This is a genomic window from Streptomyces sp. NPDC005784, assembly GCF_042871525.1.
GTDB lineage: Bacteria > Actinomycetota > Actinomycetes > Streptomycetales > Streptomycetaceae > Streptomyces.
The window spans coordinates 50,527-66,931 of record NZ_JBIAIQ010000003.1 but is presented as its reverse complement, the minus strand read 5'-3'; the positions used below and the strand labels follow the sequence as shown (position 1 = coordinate 66,931).

At 70.6% G+C, this 16,405-nt stretch carries 14 protein-coding genes and 1 pseudogene; 6 read left to right on the top strand and 9 right to left on the bottom strand.

Features of this window, described 5'->3' with window-relative positions:
* Position 1 precedes the first annotated feature (1 nt).
* Both ACFYR3_RS05790 and ACFYR3_RS05785 read left to right on the top strand, forming a co-directional pair.
* Positions 2–886 (top strand): class I SAM-dependent methyltransferase, encoded by an 885-nt coding sequence (locus ACFYR3_RS05790; protein ID WP_355850071.1) that lies wholly within the window; start codon positions 2–4, stop codon positions 884–886.
* Positions 805–1,959: pseudogene (locus ACFYR3_RS05785) on the top strand (lysylphosphatidylglycerol synthase transmembrane domain-containing protein); the annotation flags it as partial. The gene ACFYR3_RS05790 and the pseudogene ACFYR3_RS05785, both read left to right, overlap by 82 nt.
* An 89-nt stretch (positions 1,960–2,048) precedes the next feature.
* Here the strand turns inward: ACFYR3_RS05785 and ACFYR3_RS05780 are convergent.
* On the bottom strand, positions 2,049–2,810 hold the full coding sequence (locus ACFYR3_RS05780; RefSeq protein WP_355850074.1) for a creatininase family protein: 762 nt from the start codon (positions 2,808–2,810) through the stop codon (positions 2,049–2,051).
* A gap of 39 nt (positions 2,811–2,849) precedes the next feature.
* On the opposite strand from ACFYR3_RS05780, the gene ribA reads away from it, so the two are divergent.
* From ribA to ACFYR3_RS05765, 3 genes are all read left to right on the top strand, one after another.
* Positions 2,850–3,557, top strand: a complete 708-nt coding sequence (gene ribA, locus ACFYR3_RS05775; protein WP_355850020.1) for a GTP cyclohydrolase II — start codon at positions 2,850–2,852, stop codon at positions 3,555–3,557.
* On the top strand, positions 3,554–4,540 hold the full coding sequence (locus ACFYR3_RS05770; RefSeq protein WP_355850023.1) for an ornithine cyclodeaminase family protein: 987 nt from the start codon (positions 3,554–3,556) through the stop codon (positions 4,538–4,540). Before ribA ends, ACFYR3_RS05770 begins: the two co-directional genes overlap by 4 nt.
* A 172-nt stretch (positions 4,541–4,712) precedes the next feature.
* Complete coding sequence (locus ACFYR3_RS05765; protein ID WP_355850026.1) at positions 4,713–5,951, top strand: MFS transporter; 1,239 nt, start codon at positions 4,713–4,715, stop codon at positions 5,949–5,951.
* A gap of 34 nt (positions 5,952–5,985) precedes the next feature.
* On the opposite strand, the gene ACFYR3_RS05760 is transcribed toward ACFYR3_RS05765, so the two are convergent.
* The 3 genes from ACFYR3_RS05760 to ACFYR3_RS05750 all read right to left on the bottom strand — a co-directional run bounded on the left by ACFYR3_RS05760 (position 5,986) and on the right by ACFYR3_RS05750 (position 9,335).
* Positions 5,986–7,212 carry a serine hydrolase domain-containing protein gene (locus tag ACFYR3_RS05760; protein ID WP_355850029.1) on the bottom strand — a complete coding sequence of 409 codons (1,227 nt, stop codon included), beginning with the start codon at positions 7,210–7,212 and terminating at the stop codon, positions 5,986–5,988.
* A gap of 30 nt (positions 7,213–7,242) precedes the next feature.
* On the bottom strand, positions 7,243–8,670 hold the full coding sequence (locus ACFYR3_RS05755; protein ID WP_389282010.1) for an MFS transporter: 1,428 nt from the start codon (positions 8,668–8,670) through the stop codon (positions 7,243–7,245).
* 83 nt (positions 8,671–8,753) lie between these two features.
* Positions 8,754–9,335 carry a TetR/AcrR family transcriptional regulator gene (locus ACFYR3_RS05750; RefSeq protein ID WP_355850032.1) on the bottom strand — a complete coding sequence of 194 codons (582 nt, stop codon included), beginning with the start codon at positions 9,333–9,335 and terminating at the stop codon, positions 8,754–8,756.
* Between the two features lie 114 nt (positions 9,336–9,449).
* Between ACFYR3_RS05750 and ACFYR3_RS05745 the strand changes: the two genes are divergently transcribed.
* Positions 9,450–9,899: a PPOX class F420-dependent oxidoreductase gene (locus tag ACFYR3_RS05745; RefSeq protein ID WP_355850035.1), complete on the top strand. Its 450-nt coding sequence runs from the start codon at positions 9,450–9,452 to the stop codon at positions 9,897–9,899.
* A gap of 302 nt (positions 9,900–10,201) precedes the next feature.
* Here the strand turns inward: ACFYR3_RS05745 and ACFYR3_RS05740 are convergent, their stop codons facing one another.
* The 5 genes from ACFYR3_RS05740 to gnd form a co-directional block, all read right to left on the bottom strand.
* Positions 10,202–12,892, bottom strand: coding sequence for an alpha-L-rhamnosidase C-terminal domain-containing protein (locus ACFYR3_RS05740; protein WP_389281662.1), 2,691 nt, complete (start codon positions 12,890–12,892; stop codon positions 10,202–10,204).
* Positions 12,893–13,366: 474 nt separating this feature from the next.
* Complete coding sequence (locus ACFYR3_RS05735; RefSeq protein WP_389281660.1) at positions 13,367–14,032, bottom strand: TetR family transcriptional regulator; 666 nt, start codon at positions 14,030–14,032, stop codon at positions 13,367–13,369.
* Positions 14,033–14,340: 308 nt separating this feature from the next.
* A complete protein-coding gene (locus ACFYR3_RS05730) occupies positions 14,341–14,796 on the bottom strand; it encodes a TerB family tellurite resistance protein (RefSeq protein ID WP_355850044.1) in 456 nt (151 codons plus the stop codon).
* A gap of 109 nt (positions 14,797–14,905) precedes the next feature.
* Positions 14,906–15,517, bottom strand: a complete 612-nt coding sequence (locus ACFYR3_RS05725; protein WP_389281658.1) for a histidine phosphatase family protein — start codon at positions 15,515–15,517, stop codon at positions 14,906–14,908.
* A gap of 8 nt (positions 15,518–15,525) precedes the next feature.
* The gene (gene gnd / locus ACFYR3_RS05720; protein WP_356783363.1) at positions 15,526–16,404 is read right to left on the bottom strand and encodes a phosphogluconate dehydrogenase (NAD(+)-dependent, decarboxylating); all 879 of its coding nucleotides are present in this window, start codon (positions 16,402–16,404) and stop codon (positions 15,526–15,528) included.
* Position 16,405: the final 1 nt, after the last annotated feature.

The following is a 16,405-nucleotide window of genomic DNA, read 5'->3' as shown; positions in this document are numbered from 1 at the left end:
GATGAAGGTGAGGACCGCCGTGCCCGGTCAGCGAGTCGGGGATCCGGACGCCGACGAGGTGCGCTACGCACCCCAGTGGCTCCAGCTGCGCGAACCCGCCGACGCCGCCGCGCGGGCGGCCGACCTGCTCGACCCGCTGCGCATCCGGCTGGCCAACCGGCCGGTGCGCGGCGGCGACCTGGTCATCCACGACCTCGGGTGCGGCACCGGCTCCATGGGCCGCTGGCTGGCGCCCCGGCTCGACGGCGCCCAGCACTGGATCCTGCACGACCGGGACCCGTACCTCCTGCACTTCGCCACCGTCGGGGCGCCCAAGGCGGCGGCCGACGGCAGCCACGTCGCCATCACCACCCAGCGCGGTGACATCGGCCGGCTGACCGCGGACGCCCTGGCCGGAGCCTCCCTGGTGACCGCGTCGGCGCTGCTCGACGTGCTCACCGTCGAGGAGATCGACCGGCTCGCGGCGGCCTGCGCCGCCGCCGGGGTACCGGCCCTGCTGACGCTGTCCGTCGCCGGCCGGGTCGAACTCACCCCGGCCGACCCGCTGGACGCCGAGATCGCCGAGGCGTTCAACACCCACCAGCGGCGCGGCGAACTGCTCGGCCCGGACGCCATCACGGCCGCCTGCGAGGCGTTCGCCCGCTACGGCGCGACCGTACGGGTGCACCCGAGCCCCTGGCGGCTCGGCCCCGACGAGGCCGCCCTCACCGCGGAGTGGCTGCGCGGCTGGGTCGGCGCGGCGGTGGAACAGCGCCCCGAGCTGGCGGAACGAGCGGAGGCGTATCTCGACTCCCGTCTGACGGCGTGTGCCGCGGGCGAGTTGCGGGTGGTCGTCCACCACAGCGATGTGCTGGCCCTGCCCCACCCGTCCGGGGGTGCGGTGTGAGCGCGGGCCTGGAGACGGTGGGGGTGGCCTCCGCTCCGGCGGCCCCGGCCCCGGATCTCGACGGCCCGCCCCTGAACACCGCCGCGGAGTCCGGCGTATCTGCCTCGCAGGCATCGGACCCCGCGGGCACCGAGCCGGTGTCCGGCCGGGCCGGGGACTCCGTGAGCCCCACGGCCGACGGAACCTCCCAGGGCTCCCGGGCCCGGCTCGCCTTCCGTCGTGTCCGCAAGCACCTCGGCACCGTCGCCGGCGTCCTCATCCTCGGAGTGCTGCTCTGGCGGCTGGGTACCGGGGTGTTCATGGACGGGCTGCGGCGGATCGACGGGACCACACTGGCGGCGGCCATCGGCATCGGGCTGCTCACCACAGTGTTCAGCGCCTGGCGGTGGTGCCTGGTCGCCCGCGAGCTGCGCATCCGGCTCCCGCTGGGCGCGGCCGTCGCGGACTACTACCGCGCGCTGTTCCTGAACGCCGCACTGCCCGGCGGAGTCCTCGGCGATGTGCACCGGGCCGTGCGGCACGGGCAGAGCGCCGGTGACATCGGCCGGGGCGTGCGCGCGGTGGTGCTCGAACGCACCGCGGGACAAGCCGTGTTGGTGGCCGTCGGCGCGGCGGTACTGCTCACCCAGCCGTCACCGGCGCTCCAGCAGTCCCGCGAGGTCGCGCTGATCCTCGCGATCGTCCTGGCGGCCGGCGCGGTGACCTTCGGCGTCGTCCGCAGGCGCCGCACCCCCTCCGCCTCCGGGCGGTACGGCGCAGTCCGAGGCGCGCTCGTCGAGGCGCGGGGTGCCCTGCTGGCCCGGCGCAGCTGGCCCGGTGTGACGCTCGCCTCGGTCATGGTGCTCGCAGGTCACCTGGCGATGTTCGTGCTCGCCGCGCGGGCCGCCGGATCGACCGCGTCCGTCGTCCGGTTGATGCCGCTCGCCCTGCTCGCCCTGCTCGCCATGGGGCTGCCGCTCAACGTCGGCGGCTGGGGTCCCCGCGAGGGCGCCACCGCCTGGGCGTTCGGCGCCGCCGGGCTCGGCGCCGGCATGGGCCTCACCGTCGCGGTGATCTACGGCGTACTCAGCTTCGCGGCGAGCCTGCCCGGCGCCGTGGTCCTGGTCGTCCGGTGGGGTGCCGCGCTCCGGCGCCCCCGCGAGGAGAGCGCGGGAGGGCCCGATCAGTGCAGCGTCTCGGACGTCACCAGGGAGAAATACGCTCCGAAGGCCTCGGTCAGCCCGGCGAGGAGTTCCTTCCCCTTCTCGGCGCCGGCCATCGAGGGACGGCCGATGACCCCGGACTCGGTATAGGCCGACATGCCGAGGGTGAGCAGATGCCGACGGTCGTCGGCGACGAAATCGGAGGTCTCATAACCGTCTTTGACGCATTCCGGATGGGCATGCAGGAGAATGGACGTCTCGATTTCTCCCGCATGCATATCGGTGAGCAACGACGTCTGCACACCGGCCCGTTCACACGCGCCTTCCCAGTCCTCCATGGCCGGGAAAAGCGCCATGCGCGTACCGGTGCCCGCGGATTCCTGGACTACATTGCCCAGTACGTAATTCCCTCCGTGACCGTTGACCACCACCAGGGTGTCGACGCCCGATCGCCGCAACGAGGCGGCGATGTCGCGGACCACGGCGTAAAGGGTCACGGACGAAATGCTGACGGTGCCCGGCCAGGCGGCGTGCTCGTGCGAGCAGGAGATCGTCACCGGAGGAAGAAGTTGCACCGGATAGGCGTCCGCGATCTCCCGCGCGATGGCGCACGCCACGAGTGTGTCGGTCGTCAGGGGCAGGTAGGCACCGTGCTGTTCGAGGCTGCCGACGGGAAGGACGGCGACCTGGCGGGCGACACCGGCCCCCCGCTCGCGGACATCCTCCGTGGTGTCCAGTGACAGCACACCGGACACCGTCGCGCGCGTTCCCGAACTACTCATGTTTTCACGGCCCTTTCGACTCTGCTTAGGAACCAGATCATGACAGATAACTTTGGCGTACTCGGCGGGAATGCCCACCTCACAGGTGTCGAACGAGTCGTGATTGCCCCACTGCCCACCGAGTACGGCGATTTCCAGGCCGTGGGCTACTTCGACCACGACCGCGGCGAGGAACAAGTCGTCCTCGTCTACGGCGACTTGGACACCCTCAGGGAAGGGGACGTGCTCACCCGGCTGCATTCCGAATGCCTCACCGGCGACGCCTTCGGATCGCAGCACTGCGAGTGCGGTCCCCAGCTCACGGCCTCGCTGCGCGCCATCGTGGCCGAGGGCCGCGGCGTCCTCGTCTACCTCCGGGGCCACGAGGGCCGGGGCATCGGCCTGCTCGCCAAGCTGAAGGCGATGAAGCTCCAGGCGGAGGGGCTCGACACCGTCGAGGCGAACCTCGCCCTCGGACTGCCGGTGGACGCCCGCGACTACCGGGTGGCGGCGGAGATGCTGCACGACCTCGGCGTACGGTCCGTTCGGCTGCTGTCCAACAACCCGCGCAAGCGCGAGTCGCTGCTGCGCCACGGCATCAAGGTCGCCGAGCAGGTGCCGCTGCTGATACCGCCGTGCGAGGACAACCTCAGCTATCTCCTGACCAAGCGGGAGCGCCTCGACCACTACCTGCCCCACCTGGACAGCGAGGAGTGGGCCAAAGCGATCTTTTGCGAATCGGCGAAAACGGTTATCACTGAGGAGTGACGGAAGACGACCTCGCCCCGCTGTTCCTCTCACGCGAGCAGGTGACACGGCTGCTGGACACCGACGCGGCGATCGCCTCGCAGCGCGCGGCCTTCACCGCGCTCGGTGACGGCACCGCGGAACTGCCCGGCAAGATCATGCACGCCGGCCGCTTCGACGACAGCGTCGTGTTCGCGTACCTGGCACGCCTGTCCGCGGACACCGGGGCGGTCGCCAAGTTCGGCAGCGTCAATCCCGGCAACGCGGCGGCCGGGCTGCCGTCCGTCCATGCGGTGATCAACGCGCTCGACCCGGTCACCGGGCGGCTCGTCGCCGTCATGGACGGCACCGCCGTGACGACCCTGCGCACGGCCGCCGCGAGCGCGGTCGCCTTCGACGTGCTGGCCGGCGCCGACAGCGCGGAACTGGGCCTGATCGGCTCCGGCACCCAGGCCCTCGCCCACGCGCGGGCCGTCGCCCGGGTGCGCGAGCTGCGGTCCGTACGGCTGTGGAGCCCGCACCCCGGCCGACGGGCACGGGCGGCGCGGCGGCTCGCGGCCGAGCTCGGCGTCGCCGTCGAGGCCGTCGACTCGGCGGAGGAGGCCGTGGCCGGGCTGCCGATGGTCGCCGCCTGCACCCTCAGCGCCACGCCGGTCGTCCGGGGTGCCTGGCTGGCCCCGGGCTGCACCGTCGTCAGCGTCGGATCCTTCGAGCCCACCCGCAGCGAGGTCGACGCGGAGGTGCTCCGGCGGGCCGCCGCGGTGGTCGTCGACGATCCGCGGACGGCGGCCGAACACGCCGGGCCGGTGGTGGACGCGCTGCGGGAGGGCCGGCTCGCCCGGGGGGACCTGATCGCGCTCGGCGATGTCCTCACCGGCCGGCAGCGGGCCCGCATGCGGCCCGAGGACATCGTCTTCTACAACAGCGTCGGGCTCGGCGTCCAGGACGCCGCGGCGGCGTGGGCCGTCATCCACGCGGCCCGGGCGGCGCGGCCCGGCGCGTGACCTCCGCGCCCCTGGCCGGACCCGGTGCCACGGGTACGAACATTGTCGGCCACTCGGTTGGCCGGGCCGTCCCGGAGTCCTCGGCCTCCGACCTCAACCCCGTATGATCGCCGCGCACTTGGAGCCGCTCGACGGGATCGGACGGGCCCCCTCCGGGTGGTGAGGGAGGACCATGAAGACGGCGGCGCAGGTGTCGGCGACCCGGACGGCCCCCTGGCACAGCGCCGCATTCCGGCGGTTCGTGCTGGCCAATCTGATCTCGGCGACGGGATCGGCGATGGCGCCGCTCGCGCTCGCCTACGCGGTGATAGGAGAGGGCGGCGGCGCCGGATCGCTCGGCCTGGTGCTGGCCGTGAACACCGTTCCGACGGTCGCCTTCCTGCTGGTGGGCGGGGTGCTCGCGGACCGGATGTCCCGCAGTCGGATCCTGCTGGTGGGCAACCTGATCGCGGCGGCGGCGCAAGGGGCGCTCGCCGTCATCGTGCTGAGCGGCACGGCCTCGACCGGCTCCATCGCCGCCTGCGGCTTCCTCTCGGGAGTCGCCGTGGCGATCGCCGTGCCCGCCAGTCAGGGCGTGGTGAACCAGCTGGTGGCGCCGGAGCACCTGCAGCAGGCCAACGCGCTGGTCAGGCTGCCGACCAATGCCGTACGGGTGCTCGGGCCCGTGGTGGGCGGTCTTGTCGTCGCGCTCGCCGGACCGGGATGGGCGCTGACCTGGGACGCCCTCACCTTCCTGATCGCGGCCCTGCTGCTGAACGGGTTGCGCCTGGACGCCCCCGTCACCGCCGACAGCCCCCTGAGTGATCTGCGGACGGGCTGGGCCGGATTCCGATCCCGCACCTGGCTCTGGACATACACGGTGGCCGGGATGGTCGTGGTCGCCGCCTGGCTGGCCGGGTTCCAGATGCTCGGACCGGTCCTCGCCGCGCGGCTGTACTCCGGCGCGAGCTCCTGGGGCCTGGTGCAGGGAGCGTTCGCGCTCGGGCTGCTGGCGGGCGCGCTGGTGTGCCTGTGGTGGAAACCGTACCGGCTGCTCGTCGTCGCCGTGAGCGGCGCCTCCCTGCTCTTTCTGCCGCTGACGGCGATGGGGCTCGGACTGCCCCTGCCCGCCGTCCTGTTCGGCGCACTCCTCGCAGGTGTCGGCCTGGACGTCGCGATCGTCGCGTGGACCACGGCCTTCCAACTGCACATTCCCGAGAACGAGTTGGGGCGAGCCGCCTCCTTCAACAGTGTCGGGGAGCGCTGCGCGGTTCCGCTCGGCTACCTGCTCGCCGCCCTGGCCGCGGGCGCCTGGTCCGACCGGGATGTGCTCCTGGTGTGCGCGGGGCTGATCGTCGTCACTACGGTGCTCAACCTGTGCGTACGGGACGTGTACCGCGTCAATCGGACGACGGAGAAGCCGCCCCGGTAGCGCGGAAGCCGAGTCGAGCCTTCCCCACCGGTCATCAGGCCCGTACCGCCTCGTGCACCAGCCGCTTGAGCTCCGGGAAGACCGAGTTGGAGGCCGTCGGGCGGAGTTGGCTCAGGAACTGCACGGTCAGGTCGCGTCGGGGGTCGACCCAGAAGGTCGTGGTGGCCACTCCGCTCCAGCCGAACGCGCCCTGGCTGGAAGGGGCCCGGGTGATCGCCGGGTCCACCACGACGGAGACGCCCAGGCCGAAACCGAGGCCCGCGTTGCCGGGTTCCTGGTGGACAGGGCTGCCGAAGGAGCGGCGGTCGGCGTTGCCGGGCAGGTGGTTGGCCGCCATCAGGTCCACGGTCCCGGGGCGGAGCAGACGGGTGCCGTCGAGTTCGCCGCGTCGCCGGAGCATCTCCATGAAGCGGTGGTAGTCGTGGGCCGTGGCGACCATCCCGCCGCTCCCGGACAGGAAGCGGGGCCTGCCGTGCAGCGGGAGCCCGGCGATCGGGGTGAGCTCCCCTTCGTCGTCCTCCCCGTACAACTCGGCCAGCCTGAGCGACTGTTCGTCCGTGACCTGGAAACCGGCGTCCGTCATCCCGAGCGGGCCGAGGATCCGCTCGTGGAGGAAGTCGTCGAGATCCTGGCCCGACACCACCTCGATGACTCGGCCGAGGACATTGGTGGCGACCGAGTAGTTCCACCGGGTGCCCGGCTCGAACTGGAGCGGCAGCCGGGCGTACACCTCGCAGGTCTCGGCCAGGTCGGCGCCCGGTGCCACCGAGGACTTCAGACCGGCGGCCCGGTAGAGCTCGTCGACGGGATGCGCGTGGTAGAAACCGAAGGTCAGGCCCGCTGTGTGGGTCAGCAAGTGGCGGATGAGAATGGGCTGTTCGGCCGGCCGCGTCGTCGTGCCGGTCCCCGCCCCGCCGACGTACACCCGTGGCTCGGCGAAGGCCGGAAGGAAGTCGGCCACGCGGTCGTCGAGTCCGAGGCGGCCCTCTTCGAGGAGCATCAGCGCGGCGACCGACGTGACCGGCTTCGTCATGGAGTAGATCCGCCACAACGTGTCGCTCTGCACCGGGAGTCCGGCGGCACGGTCGCGTCGGCCGTACGTGGTGAGGTGGGCGACCTGGCCGTGCCGGGAGACGGCGACCAGGTAGCCGGGCAGCCGGCCCTCGTCGACCAGACGGGCGAAATGCCGGTCGAGGCGTTCCAGCGCCTCGGCGTCGAGGCCGACCGATCCCGGCTCGACTTCCTGTCGCAGATGTCCCATGGCTCTCCTCCGGGCTGCGGCTCGTGTCCTTCATCGTCCCAAACGGGCTGGTGACGCGTCGTTCGGGCTCCCCTGGACGGGGCTCGAGGTGTCCTTGTGCCCCGGAAGCCGCAGGGCGAGCAGCATTCCCGTCGCGGAGAATGCCGCGAGTGCGACCAGCGGGGGGCCGACAGCGGCGCCGGGCGTCACCGCCGTCAGCGTGGCCGCCACCGCGATCCCCAGTGTGGGCCCGACGTTCATCGCCGTCTGCTGCAATCCGCCCGCCACACCGGCCGACGCCGCGGACACGTGCCGTACGACGACCGCCGTCGCGGTCACCATCACCGTCGCGAAACCGGCTCCCAGCAACAGGAAGCCCGCTGCGACGGGCACGGCCGTGGACGTCTCGTCGAGCCGGGCCAGGAGCAGGACACCGAGCGTGAGGACGAGCGTTCCGGCCAAGGTCGTCCGCCGCGGGCCGAGCCTGCGCAGCAGAACGGCGGCGACGGGGGCTCCGAGCACCATCATCACGCCGCCCGGCAGGGCCCGCAGGCTGGTCTCCAGCGGGTCGAGACCCAGGGTCCGCTGGAGGAAGTAGCTGGCGACGAACAGCGTGCCGAGCATGGCGGCGGAAGCGGCCACCAGAATGCCGAGCGCCGCGCCGATGGTCGCCGAACCGAGGACCTCGGACGGCACGAGGGGGTTCGCGGCCCGGCGTTCCCGGCGCACGAACGCGGCGCCCGAGGCCGCCACCACGGCCAGTCCGGCCACGGTCGACACCGGCCGGCCGGTGTCGGGTACGGCGACCAGCGTGTGCACCAGGGCGACCAGGGCCACGGTGAGCAGACAGGCGCCCGGTACATCGAGGCCGTGCCCCCCTGCGGGGCGGACGGTCCCTGTCTCCGGGTCGGCCGACGCCCGGACGGTTCCGGTTTCCGGGTCGGCCGGCGCCCGGACGGTGATCGCCGCCGCGCCCATCAGCAGCGCGGGCAGCACGTTGAGGAAGAAGACGGACCGCCATCCGAAGTGGCCGACCAGCGCGCCGCCGAGCAGCGGACCGGCGGCCGCGGCGAGACCGATGGCGCTCGTCCGCAGCGCGATGGGCATCCCGAGCCGGTCGGGCGGGTACGCGGCGCGCAGCATGCCGAGCGTGGCCGGTTGCAGCAGTGCGCCGAACACGCCCTGAGCGACCCGCAGTGCGATCACCCAGCCGATCCCGGGCGCGACGCCGATCCCCGCCGACGCCGCCCCGAAGCCCAGGATGCCGAGGGCGAAGACCCGTCGGTGCCCGTAGCGGTCCCCGAGGCGTCCGGCGAAGACCAACAGGCCCGCCACGGCGATGAGATAGCTGGTGCTGGTCCACTGGACCTGCGCGAACGAGGCGTCCAGGTCGCGTTGCAGCGTGGGCTGCGCGACGGTGAGGACCGTGCCGTCGAGGGCGACGATCACGGCACCGACGACGCTGCTCGCGAGAGTGATCCGGCGGTGCGCGACCGCGGGGGCGGGATGCTGCGCGGCCGACGTGGCGGGGCGGCGGGCGGTGCCGCCCGAGCCGGGCGTGTTCACCGCTCCTCCGGGCCGAGGTGCGCGTCGAGCGCCGCGTGCAGCAGCGGTACGCAGTCGTCCGCGCCCGTCGTGAGCTTCAGGCTTCCCCAGCCCCAGAGTTGGGCGATGCCGTGCAGGTTCGCCCACAGGGCACCCGCGAGGATCCGGGCGTCGGCCTCCGGGCGCACCCGGCCGACGAGGTCCACCAGCACCCCGAACATCGGCAGGCTGGTCTCACGGAGCCCCAACCGATTGCTCTCCAACAGGTCGTGACGGAACATCAGCTCGTACATACCGCGCTGGGTCAGCGCGAAGTCCAGGTAGACCTCCGCCAGGGCGGTGAGCCGGGCACGGGGGCCGCTTTCGCCGCCGCCGACGGCCTTCGCCGCCCGGCCCTGGAGGTCGGTGAAGCCGCGCCGCGCGATGGCGGACAGCAGCTCCAGATGGGTCGGGAAGTAGCGGCGCGGGGCGCCGTGCGAGACCCCGGCCCGGCGGGCGATCTCCCGCAGTGTCAGCGCCTGCGCGCCCTCTGTCGTCACGAGATCGACTCCGACGTCGATCAGGCGTGTCCTCAGGTCGGCAGGCTCCAGCTCGCTCATGGACAGTGTCTACCAGGCGCGAGTAGACACTGTCTACTCGCGTGCCGGGCCGGATGGAGCCAAAGAGACCGTCGGCGCGGGATGACGTGCCGGATCCGGAGCGTTGACACTCATATGACTGAGGAAGCGACCCAGGACGCCACGCAGGACGCACTGCTCAAGCTGCTCTCCGAGTACAAGGGCGGGGTGCTCGTCACCCTCAAGAAGGACGGTCGGCCCCAGCTGTCGAACGTCAGCCACGTCTACTACCCCGACGAGGGGGTCATCCGCGTGTCGCTCACCGACGACCGCGCCAAGACCCGCAACCTGCGCCGGGACCCGCGGGCCTCGTACCACGTCACCAGCGCGGACCGGTGGGCGTACACGGTGGTCGAGGGGACGGCCGAGCTGACGCCCGTCGCCGGGGATCCGCACGACGACACGGTCGAGGAGCTCATCCGGGTCTACCGGGACGTCCTCGGCGAACACCCCGACTGGGACGAATACCGTGCCGCCATGGTCCGCGACGGCCGGCTCGTGCTCCGGCTGCACGTGGAGCGGGCGTACGGGATTCCCGGACGCTGACGTACTCTCCCGCTGCCGGTCCGCGGTCCCAGGGCTGCGGCGACGGCACCCGACGAGGGCTCCGCGCACACCGGCCGTCCCTGAATCCGGCCGGGGTACGCGGAGTCTCCCTCCCAAGGGTGCCGCAGAAGCGAGCGTTTCGGGGAAGGTGATCGTCGGGCCCGGTGCCACGGCGTACCAAATGCCCTACAGGGCGCGGATGTTCCGGTCGGACCGGGGGCCGGTGCGCACGGATGTTCCGGTCGGACCGGGGAGCCGGTGCCGTGACAGCGACGCTCGCCCGGAAGGGCGCGCGCCGGTTCCTACCGGTGTGAGGTGACCTTGTAGCTGCCGTGCTGCTTCACCTTCAGGTAGACGTAGCCGGATTCAAAGTGGCCACCGGTGACTCCGGCCGCAGCGGCGAAGGCCCCGTGGCGCCACACCACCTTGCCGTTGACGGCGACGGTGTCGGCCCGGCCGGAGACCGGGATCGCGATGGTGCCACTGGTGGCCTTGGGGGCATTGACGGTCAGACTGAACCGATCAGCGCCAGTCCTGGCAGTCCAGCGGACGTCGATGACGCCGTGCGGGGTGGGAACGCTTCCTCGCGTCCAGGTGAGGTCTCCGGGGTGGGGCTGGACTGTCCAGCTGGTGTATCCCGCTGTGTCCGGACGAACGCCCAGGATGTAGGTCGACAACGCGGATGTCGGGGCTGTGGACCACCCGTGGGACAGACTCGTCCCCGACCCCAGGCCAGGTGTCCCGTCGCGGCCGGAGATGTTCTCCCACATCGTCCCGGTCTGGTTCGGGCCTGGAGCGATCATGTGACCCCACACATTGTGCAGGAGCTCCTGCGCGTTCGCGGTGTCGCCGGCCGCCAGGCGTGCCTGGAGTTCGAACCCGCTGATGAAGGGGCTGACCAGGTCTTTGTTGCCTGCGTCGGAGGAGAAGGGAAGTGGTCCGTAAGGGGTGCTCCACAGGGCCGACTTGAGCTTGGCCAGGATCTCCTCATGCTTCGAGGACGGCGCGACTCCGTACAGGACGGCCAGGGCGTTGGCGTCCTGCGCGACTCCTGACTGGGTGTCACTGATTTTGTAGAGGCCGCTCTTCGAGTCGTAGAGACGCTCATTGATCCGCGTCTTCAGCGTCTCGGCATCCGCCCTGTAGGCAGCGGCTTGGGAGGCCTCTCCTGCGGCTGTCGCCAGTGCCGCACCGTCAAGCAATGTCTTGTAGTAAAGGATGTTGTAAGCGGAGACCTCGCCGCCCTTGTCGCTGTCGTAGAAGTTCCAGTCCGCGCCGTCGATTCCGGCTCTGGTCGAGAACAAGCCGTTCCCGTCGAGCCGCGTCGCGTTCCAGGCGAGCTCACGCTTGATGACGGGCCACTGCCTGTCGACGAAGTCCTTGTCGCCGGTGTGAAGGTAGTAGCTTGCCAGGCCCGCGACGAAGTACATGGAGTACGTGGCCGAGTAGGTGGTCGTGTCGCCCGGGGTGAGCGGTCCGAGGTGCGGCACGGTCGCCGGGTGAAGGGCGCCGGGAACGAACCCGCTGGAAAGCTGCCGGCTGCCCAGCAGGTTCAGGGACTGCTTGATGTACTCCGGGTTGTTCACGGAGTAGTAGTCGGTGAGGCCCTCGACCAGGATGTCGCCGCTCCAGATCGCACGGTCGCGCCTGGCTCCGTCGAGGACCGACGCCAGCGCGTTGGACCCCGGTGGAGTGAAGTCGGCGAGCGCGGCGGGAGTGCTCAGAGGGGTGCTGTAGAGCGTCGTGCCTGTACCGCTGACGACAGTGAGGTCCTTGAAGGCAGCCTTCTCGTCGCCGAACTCACGAAACCCTATGGTCCCAGCGGGATCGGCAACGGCGCCGGAGGGCAGGGCCGACGTGTCGACGCGGTCGATCTGCCTGCCGTCCAGCGAGATCGTCATGCCGGTTCCGGACACCGTGGTAGCCACTGTGTGCCAGGTCCCCTCGTCCACGGAGGACGGCAGTGCCACGGAGCCGAGGCTGGTGTAGGCCCCGTCATGGACGTTGAACTTCTGCAGCGTGTTCGGGGCACCGCCGGTGTCGGTGCTGTCATCAAGAATGAACAGGTAGCCGTTCTGAGAGTTCTGCGCGCGGACCATCCATCCGGCCTGGTTGTGAAGAATCTTCGTCCGGAAGGTCGTCGTGTAGTCGCTCCAGGAGGCTCCACGATTCAGGACCCCGGCACCGTCATTGATCTTCGAACCGCCGGCATTCAAGGCGCCGTCCTGGACGGACCAGGACCCGGGAAGGGAGTCGGCCGGAACGAGATCGGTCTGCAAGGTGTAAGCACCGGCGTACCAGATCTTGTTCAACTCGTCCGAACTCGAGAGGAAGTGGCCCCCGTACCCGTCCGCCTGGGTGCGGTCGGCGATGTAGTTGATTCCCACCTTGCTCAGTGTCAGGCGGCCCGGGGTGGAGAGCGTGATCTGCTGGTACCGCTCGCCTCCCTGTGCGGAGCGGTTGGTGATCGTGCCCGGCCCGGAGACCTGGTAGGTGTCGGATCGAGAACTGTCGCCGTCGGCCCATGGCGGCGACCCGTCACCGGACGGGCTCATGTACTGCAGGCCCTCGCTGTACGCGGCCTTCAGGGTCGGGGACCCGGATTTGGCGGCGACGTTGAAGTAGGGCAGGCCGCCTACCTCCTGGGCATAGTCGAGAAGGATGGTCGGTGCTTCTCCGCCGTCGACGTAGGTCAGCGTCGCTCCGCCCGACCCGCCGCACAGAAGGTTCCGGGCGCCTTCGACAGCACCCGACGTGCTGACCACGGAAACCGGGCACACATCGGAACGCTTCGGAGTCCGGACGTACTCCCGCCAGTCACTGGGGACCCGGGGCGCCTTGGAGTCCGCCGCATGCCCTGCGGAGACGAGAACCGGCGCGGACAGTGCCATCGGCTGCGCGAGCATGGCGAGGACGAGGGCGAGGCCCAGCGAGATGGCTGCGCCGACCGGGCCGCGTCTGCGGGGTAGATGCCTGCTGCCGTAAATGATCATGCGTACTCCGAGGTTGCGGGTGCTTCCCTTGATGATCCGGACGCGACGAAGCTCCGCCGAGGAATGTGCAGGCCAGGGCGGGCGGATGACGGCTCGAATTGTTTTGAAACGATTCAATCCGATTCTGCAAGACGCAAGCTATGCAGGGGCTGCAAGTACGTCAACCCATAGCGCAGGCCTTGTCGTGACAACCAGGCCTGGCGGCGGGCCGAGGAGGCTCTCGGGACCGGTGGGTGCTGCTGGACCGGTCCGGTGATCACCGAGCGTTCGGCCTCGGTGATCCGTCGTTTGCGGCCCTGCCCACCCAGATCCTCCGGCCCGTCCAGGCCCAGGCGGAGGGTGTGCGACTACGGACGAGATTGTTGTGGTGCGTGGTGAGCCGGAGACGTTCGCGACGGAGGCGTCCGGACCGTTTGCGCGCACGGACCAGCGCCGGTGGGGGCAGACGGGTCCCACCGAAAGATCTTCCCGTGCTCAGTCCGCCGCGCGGTCCGCCGTCAGATAGGCGATGACCATGTCGCCGAGCATCGCGCGATAGTGTTCCCGCTGGTCCGGTGCGATCAGATCGCGGCCGAACAGGGCGCCGAACGTATGGCGGTTCGAGACCCGGAAGAAGCAGAAGGCGCTGATCATCGCGTGCAGGTCCACGGCGTCGACGTCGGCGGTGAACAGGCCCGACTTCCGGCCGGTCGCCAGGATCCGGCCGATCACGTCGAGCGCGGGCGAGCCGATTCTGCCCAACTCCTCGGAGGTGACGATGTGTTCGGCCTCATGGATGTTCTCGATGGTCACCAGGCGGATGAAGTCGGGGTGCGCCTCATGGTGGTCGAAGGTCAGCTCGGCGAGCCGGCGGATGGCCGCGACCGGGTCCAGATGCTCGACGTCCAGCTCCTGTTCGGCCTGCCTGATCACCGAGTAGGAGCGCTCCAGGACCGCCGTGAAGAGCTGCTCCTTGCCGCCGAAGTAGTAGTAGATCATCCGCTTCGTGGTGCTGGTGCGGGCGGCGATCTCGTCGACCCGGGCGCCCGCGAAACCGGCGCGGGAGAATTCCTGGGTCGCCACGTCGAGAATCTCGGCCTTGGTGCGGGCGGCGTCGCGGACGCGCCCGCCGGGTCGTGCCGGTTCTTCGACGCTGGTCATCGGGTTCCTTCGGGCGGACGGTCGGTGCCCGCGATTGTAGAAGCAGGGCGCGGCGACGTGGGGTCGCCCAGGCTCCCTCTCCGCACATCGCCCTCGCCACCGACGACGTGACCGACGCCGCCAGGCGCTTTCGCGCGGCGGGCGGCCGTCCGCCGGCGATGCCCGCGAACCACTACGACGACCTGGCGTCCTCGGACGCGCCGGAGCCCCGGCCACCGGGTCGGCCCGCCCGCCCCACCGGAGGTGTCGAGCGGGTCGGAGACCTGGTGCGCCGGGGCCGGCCAGCGGGAGGACCCGGAGTCGCGGTCCTACAGGTCGAACTCGTGCGGCGGCAGCTCGAGCGTGAAGCACGCCTCCCGCACGACGGCCTGCTCGGTCTTGTCGAAGTCGCCGTCGGCGCCGCCGATGACGATGCCGATCTGGATGACGGCGCGCGCCTCGGCGGGCTTCTTCTTCGCCTTGGCGATCTCCTGGAGGACGCTGACCTTGCCGAAGGCGAAGTCGGCGGTCAGCTTGTTCAGGTTCTCGTCGAAGCGGCGCTGGAGGTCAATGGCGTCGAAGTTCTGCAGCACCTCGTTCGTGGCGATGAGCTGGGCCACCCGCTGCCGCTCGGACGGGTCGATCGAGCCGTCCGCCGCGGCGACGAGCGCGCACATAGCCATGCTCGCATCACGGAAGGCGCCGCTCTTCAGATCGTTCTTCTTCGCCACGAGCTGGGTCTGCATCGTCGACGCGGACTCCTTGATGCGGTCCCACAGAGCCATGAGAACTCCATATGTAGTCAAGAGTCCGGTCCGCCCGAGCGGGCGGACCGGAAACCTCTTCGGTTTCCACGGACCGGAAACCTCTTCGGCTTCTACAGCACCGTGGAAACTACTGGACCGCGACGGAAGTTCCCGGTTCGTTCCACGTGGCGATCACCGGATCGCCGTGCTCCGTGGAGAGCCGGCTGACGGTCCCGGTCGAGAGCTGGAACAGCCGCCCCGACTCGGGCGGCAGCCCCAGCCGGCGGGCCGTGAGGACGCGCAGGAAGTGCGCGTGCGCCACCAGCACCACATCGCCGGGGTGGTTGCAGAGCGCGGCGTCCACCCGGGAGAGCACCCGGTCGGCGCGCACTCCCACTTCGCGGGGCGACTCGCCGGGGTGGCCGTCCGGGCCGGGCGGCACCCCGTCGTTCCACAGCACCCAGTCGGGCCGGGCCCGGTGGATGGCGATGGTGGTGATTCCCTCGTAGCCGCCGTAGTCCCACTCGTGCAGATCGGGGTCGATCCGCGCGCCGGACAGCCCCGCGAGCTCGGCGGTCCGGACGGCGCGGCCGAGGGGACTGGTGAGGACCTGGGCGAAGGAGTGCCCGGCGAAGAACGGCGCAAGGGACTTGGCCTGCTCCTCGCCGTGCCCGGTGAGCGGAAGATCGGTCCAGCTGGTGTGCTGCCCTGTCAGCGTCCACTCGGTCTCTCCGTGGCGGACCAGGATGAGATCGCCCATGGTCCGGCCTACTTCGCCGACTCGACGGCGTGACCGCCGAACTGGTTGCGCAGCGCCGCGATCATCTTCATCTGCGGCGAGTCGTCCTGGCGGGACGCGAAGCGCGCGAAGAGGGACGCCGTGATGGCGGGGAGCGGAACGGCGTTGTCGATGGCGGCCTCGACGGTCCAGCGGCCCTCGCCGGAGTCCTCCGCGTGGCCGCGCAGCTTGTCCAGGTGCTCGTCGCCGTCCAGGGCGTTGACCGCGAGGTCGAGCAGCCAGGAGCGGATGACGGTGCCCTCCTGCCAGGAGCGGAACACCTCACGTACATCGGTGACCGAGTCGACCTTCTCCAGGAGCTCCCAGCCCTCGGCGTAGGCCTGCATCATCGCGTACTCGATGCCGTTGTGGACCATCTTGGAGAAGTGGCCCGCGCCCACCTTGCCGGCGTGCACGAAGCCGAAGTCGCCCTCCGGCTTGAGCGCGTCGAAGACCGGCCGCACCTTCTCGATGTTCTCGGCGTCGCCGCCGACCATCAGCGCGTAGCCGTTCTCCAGGCCCCACACACCGCCCGAGACGCCCGCGTCGACGAAGCCGATGCCCTTGGCCGCCAGCTCCTCGGCGTGCTTCTCGTCGTCGGTCCAGCGGGAGTTGCCGCCGTCCACGACCGTGTCACCGGCCTCCAGCAGGTCGCCGAGTTCGTCGATGACGGACTGGGTGGGGGCGCCGGCCGGCACCATCACCCAGACCACGCGCGGGCCTTCGAGCTTGCCCACGAGTTCGGTGAGGCTGTGCACGTCGGCGAGGTCCGGATTGCGGTCGTAGCCGACGACGGTGTGTCCCGCGCGGCGTATCCGCTCGCGCATGTTGCCGCCCATCTTGCCGAGACCGATGAGTCCGAGCTGCATT

Coding starts and splice junctions, on each gene's coding strand:
- ACFYR3_RS05790 (WP_355850071.1), top strand. CDS start 2: ATGAAGGTGAGGACCGCCGTGCCCGGTCAGCGAGTCGGGGATCCGGAC.
- ACFYR3_RS05780 (WP_355850074.1), bottom strand. CDS start 2,810: ATGAGTAGTTCGGGAACGCGCGCGACGGTGTCCGGTGTGCTGTCACTG.
- ribA (WP_355850020.1), top strand. CDS start 2,850: ATGACAGATAACTTTGGCGTACTCGGCGGGAATGCCCACCTCACAGGT.
- ACFYR3_RS05765 (WP_355850026.1), top strand. CDS start 4,713: ATGAAGACGGCGGCGCAGGTGTCGGCGACCCGGACGGCCCCCTGGCAC.
- ACFYR3_RS05760 (WP_355850029.1), bottom strand. CDS start 7,212: ATGGGACATCTGCGACAGGAAGTCGAGCCGGGATCGGTCGGCCTCGAC.
- ACFYR3_RS05750 (WP_355850032.1), bottom strand. CDS start 9,335: ATGAGCGAGCTGGAGCCTGCCGACCTGAGGACACGCCTGATCGACGTC.
- ACFYR3_RS05745 (WP_355850035.1), top strand. CDS start 9,450: ATGACTGAGGAAGCGACCCAGGACGCCACGCAGGACGCACTGCTCAAG.
- ACFYR3_RS05740 (WP_389281662.1), bottom strand. CDS start 12,892: ATGATCATTTACGGCAGCAGGCATCTACCCCGCAGACGCGGCCCGGTC.
- ACFYR3_RS05735 (WP_389281660.1), bottom strand. CDS start 14,032: ATGACCAGCGTCGAAGAACCGGCACGACCCGGCGGGCGCGTCCGCGAC.
- ACFYR3_RS05730 (WP_355850044.1), bottom strand. CDS start 14,796: ATGGCTCTGTGGGACCGCATCAAGGAGTCCGCGTCGACGATGCAGACC.
- ACFYR3_RS05725 (WP_389281658.1), bottom strand. CDS start 15,517: ATGGGCGATCTCATCCTGGTCCGCCACGGAGAGACCGAGTGGACGCTG.
- gnd (WP_356783363.1), bottom strand. CDS start 16,404: ATGCAGCTCGGACTCATCGGTCTCGGCAAGATGGGCGGCAACATGCGC.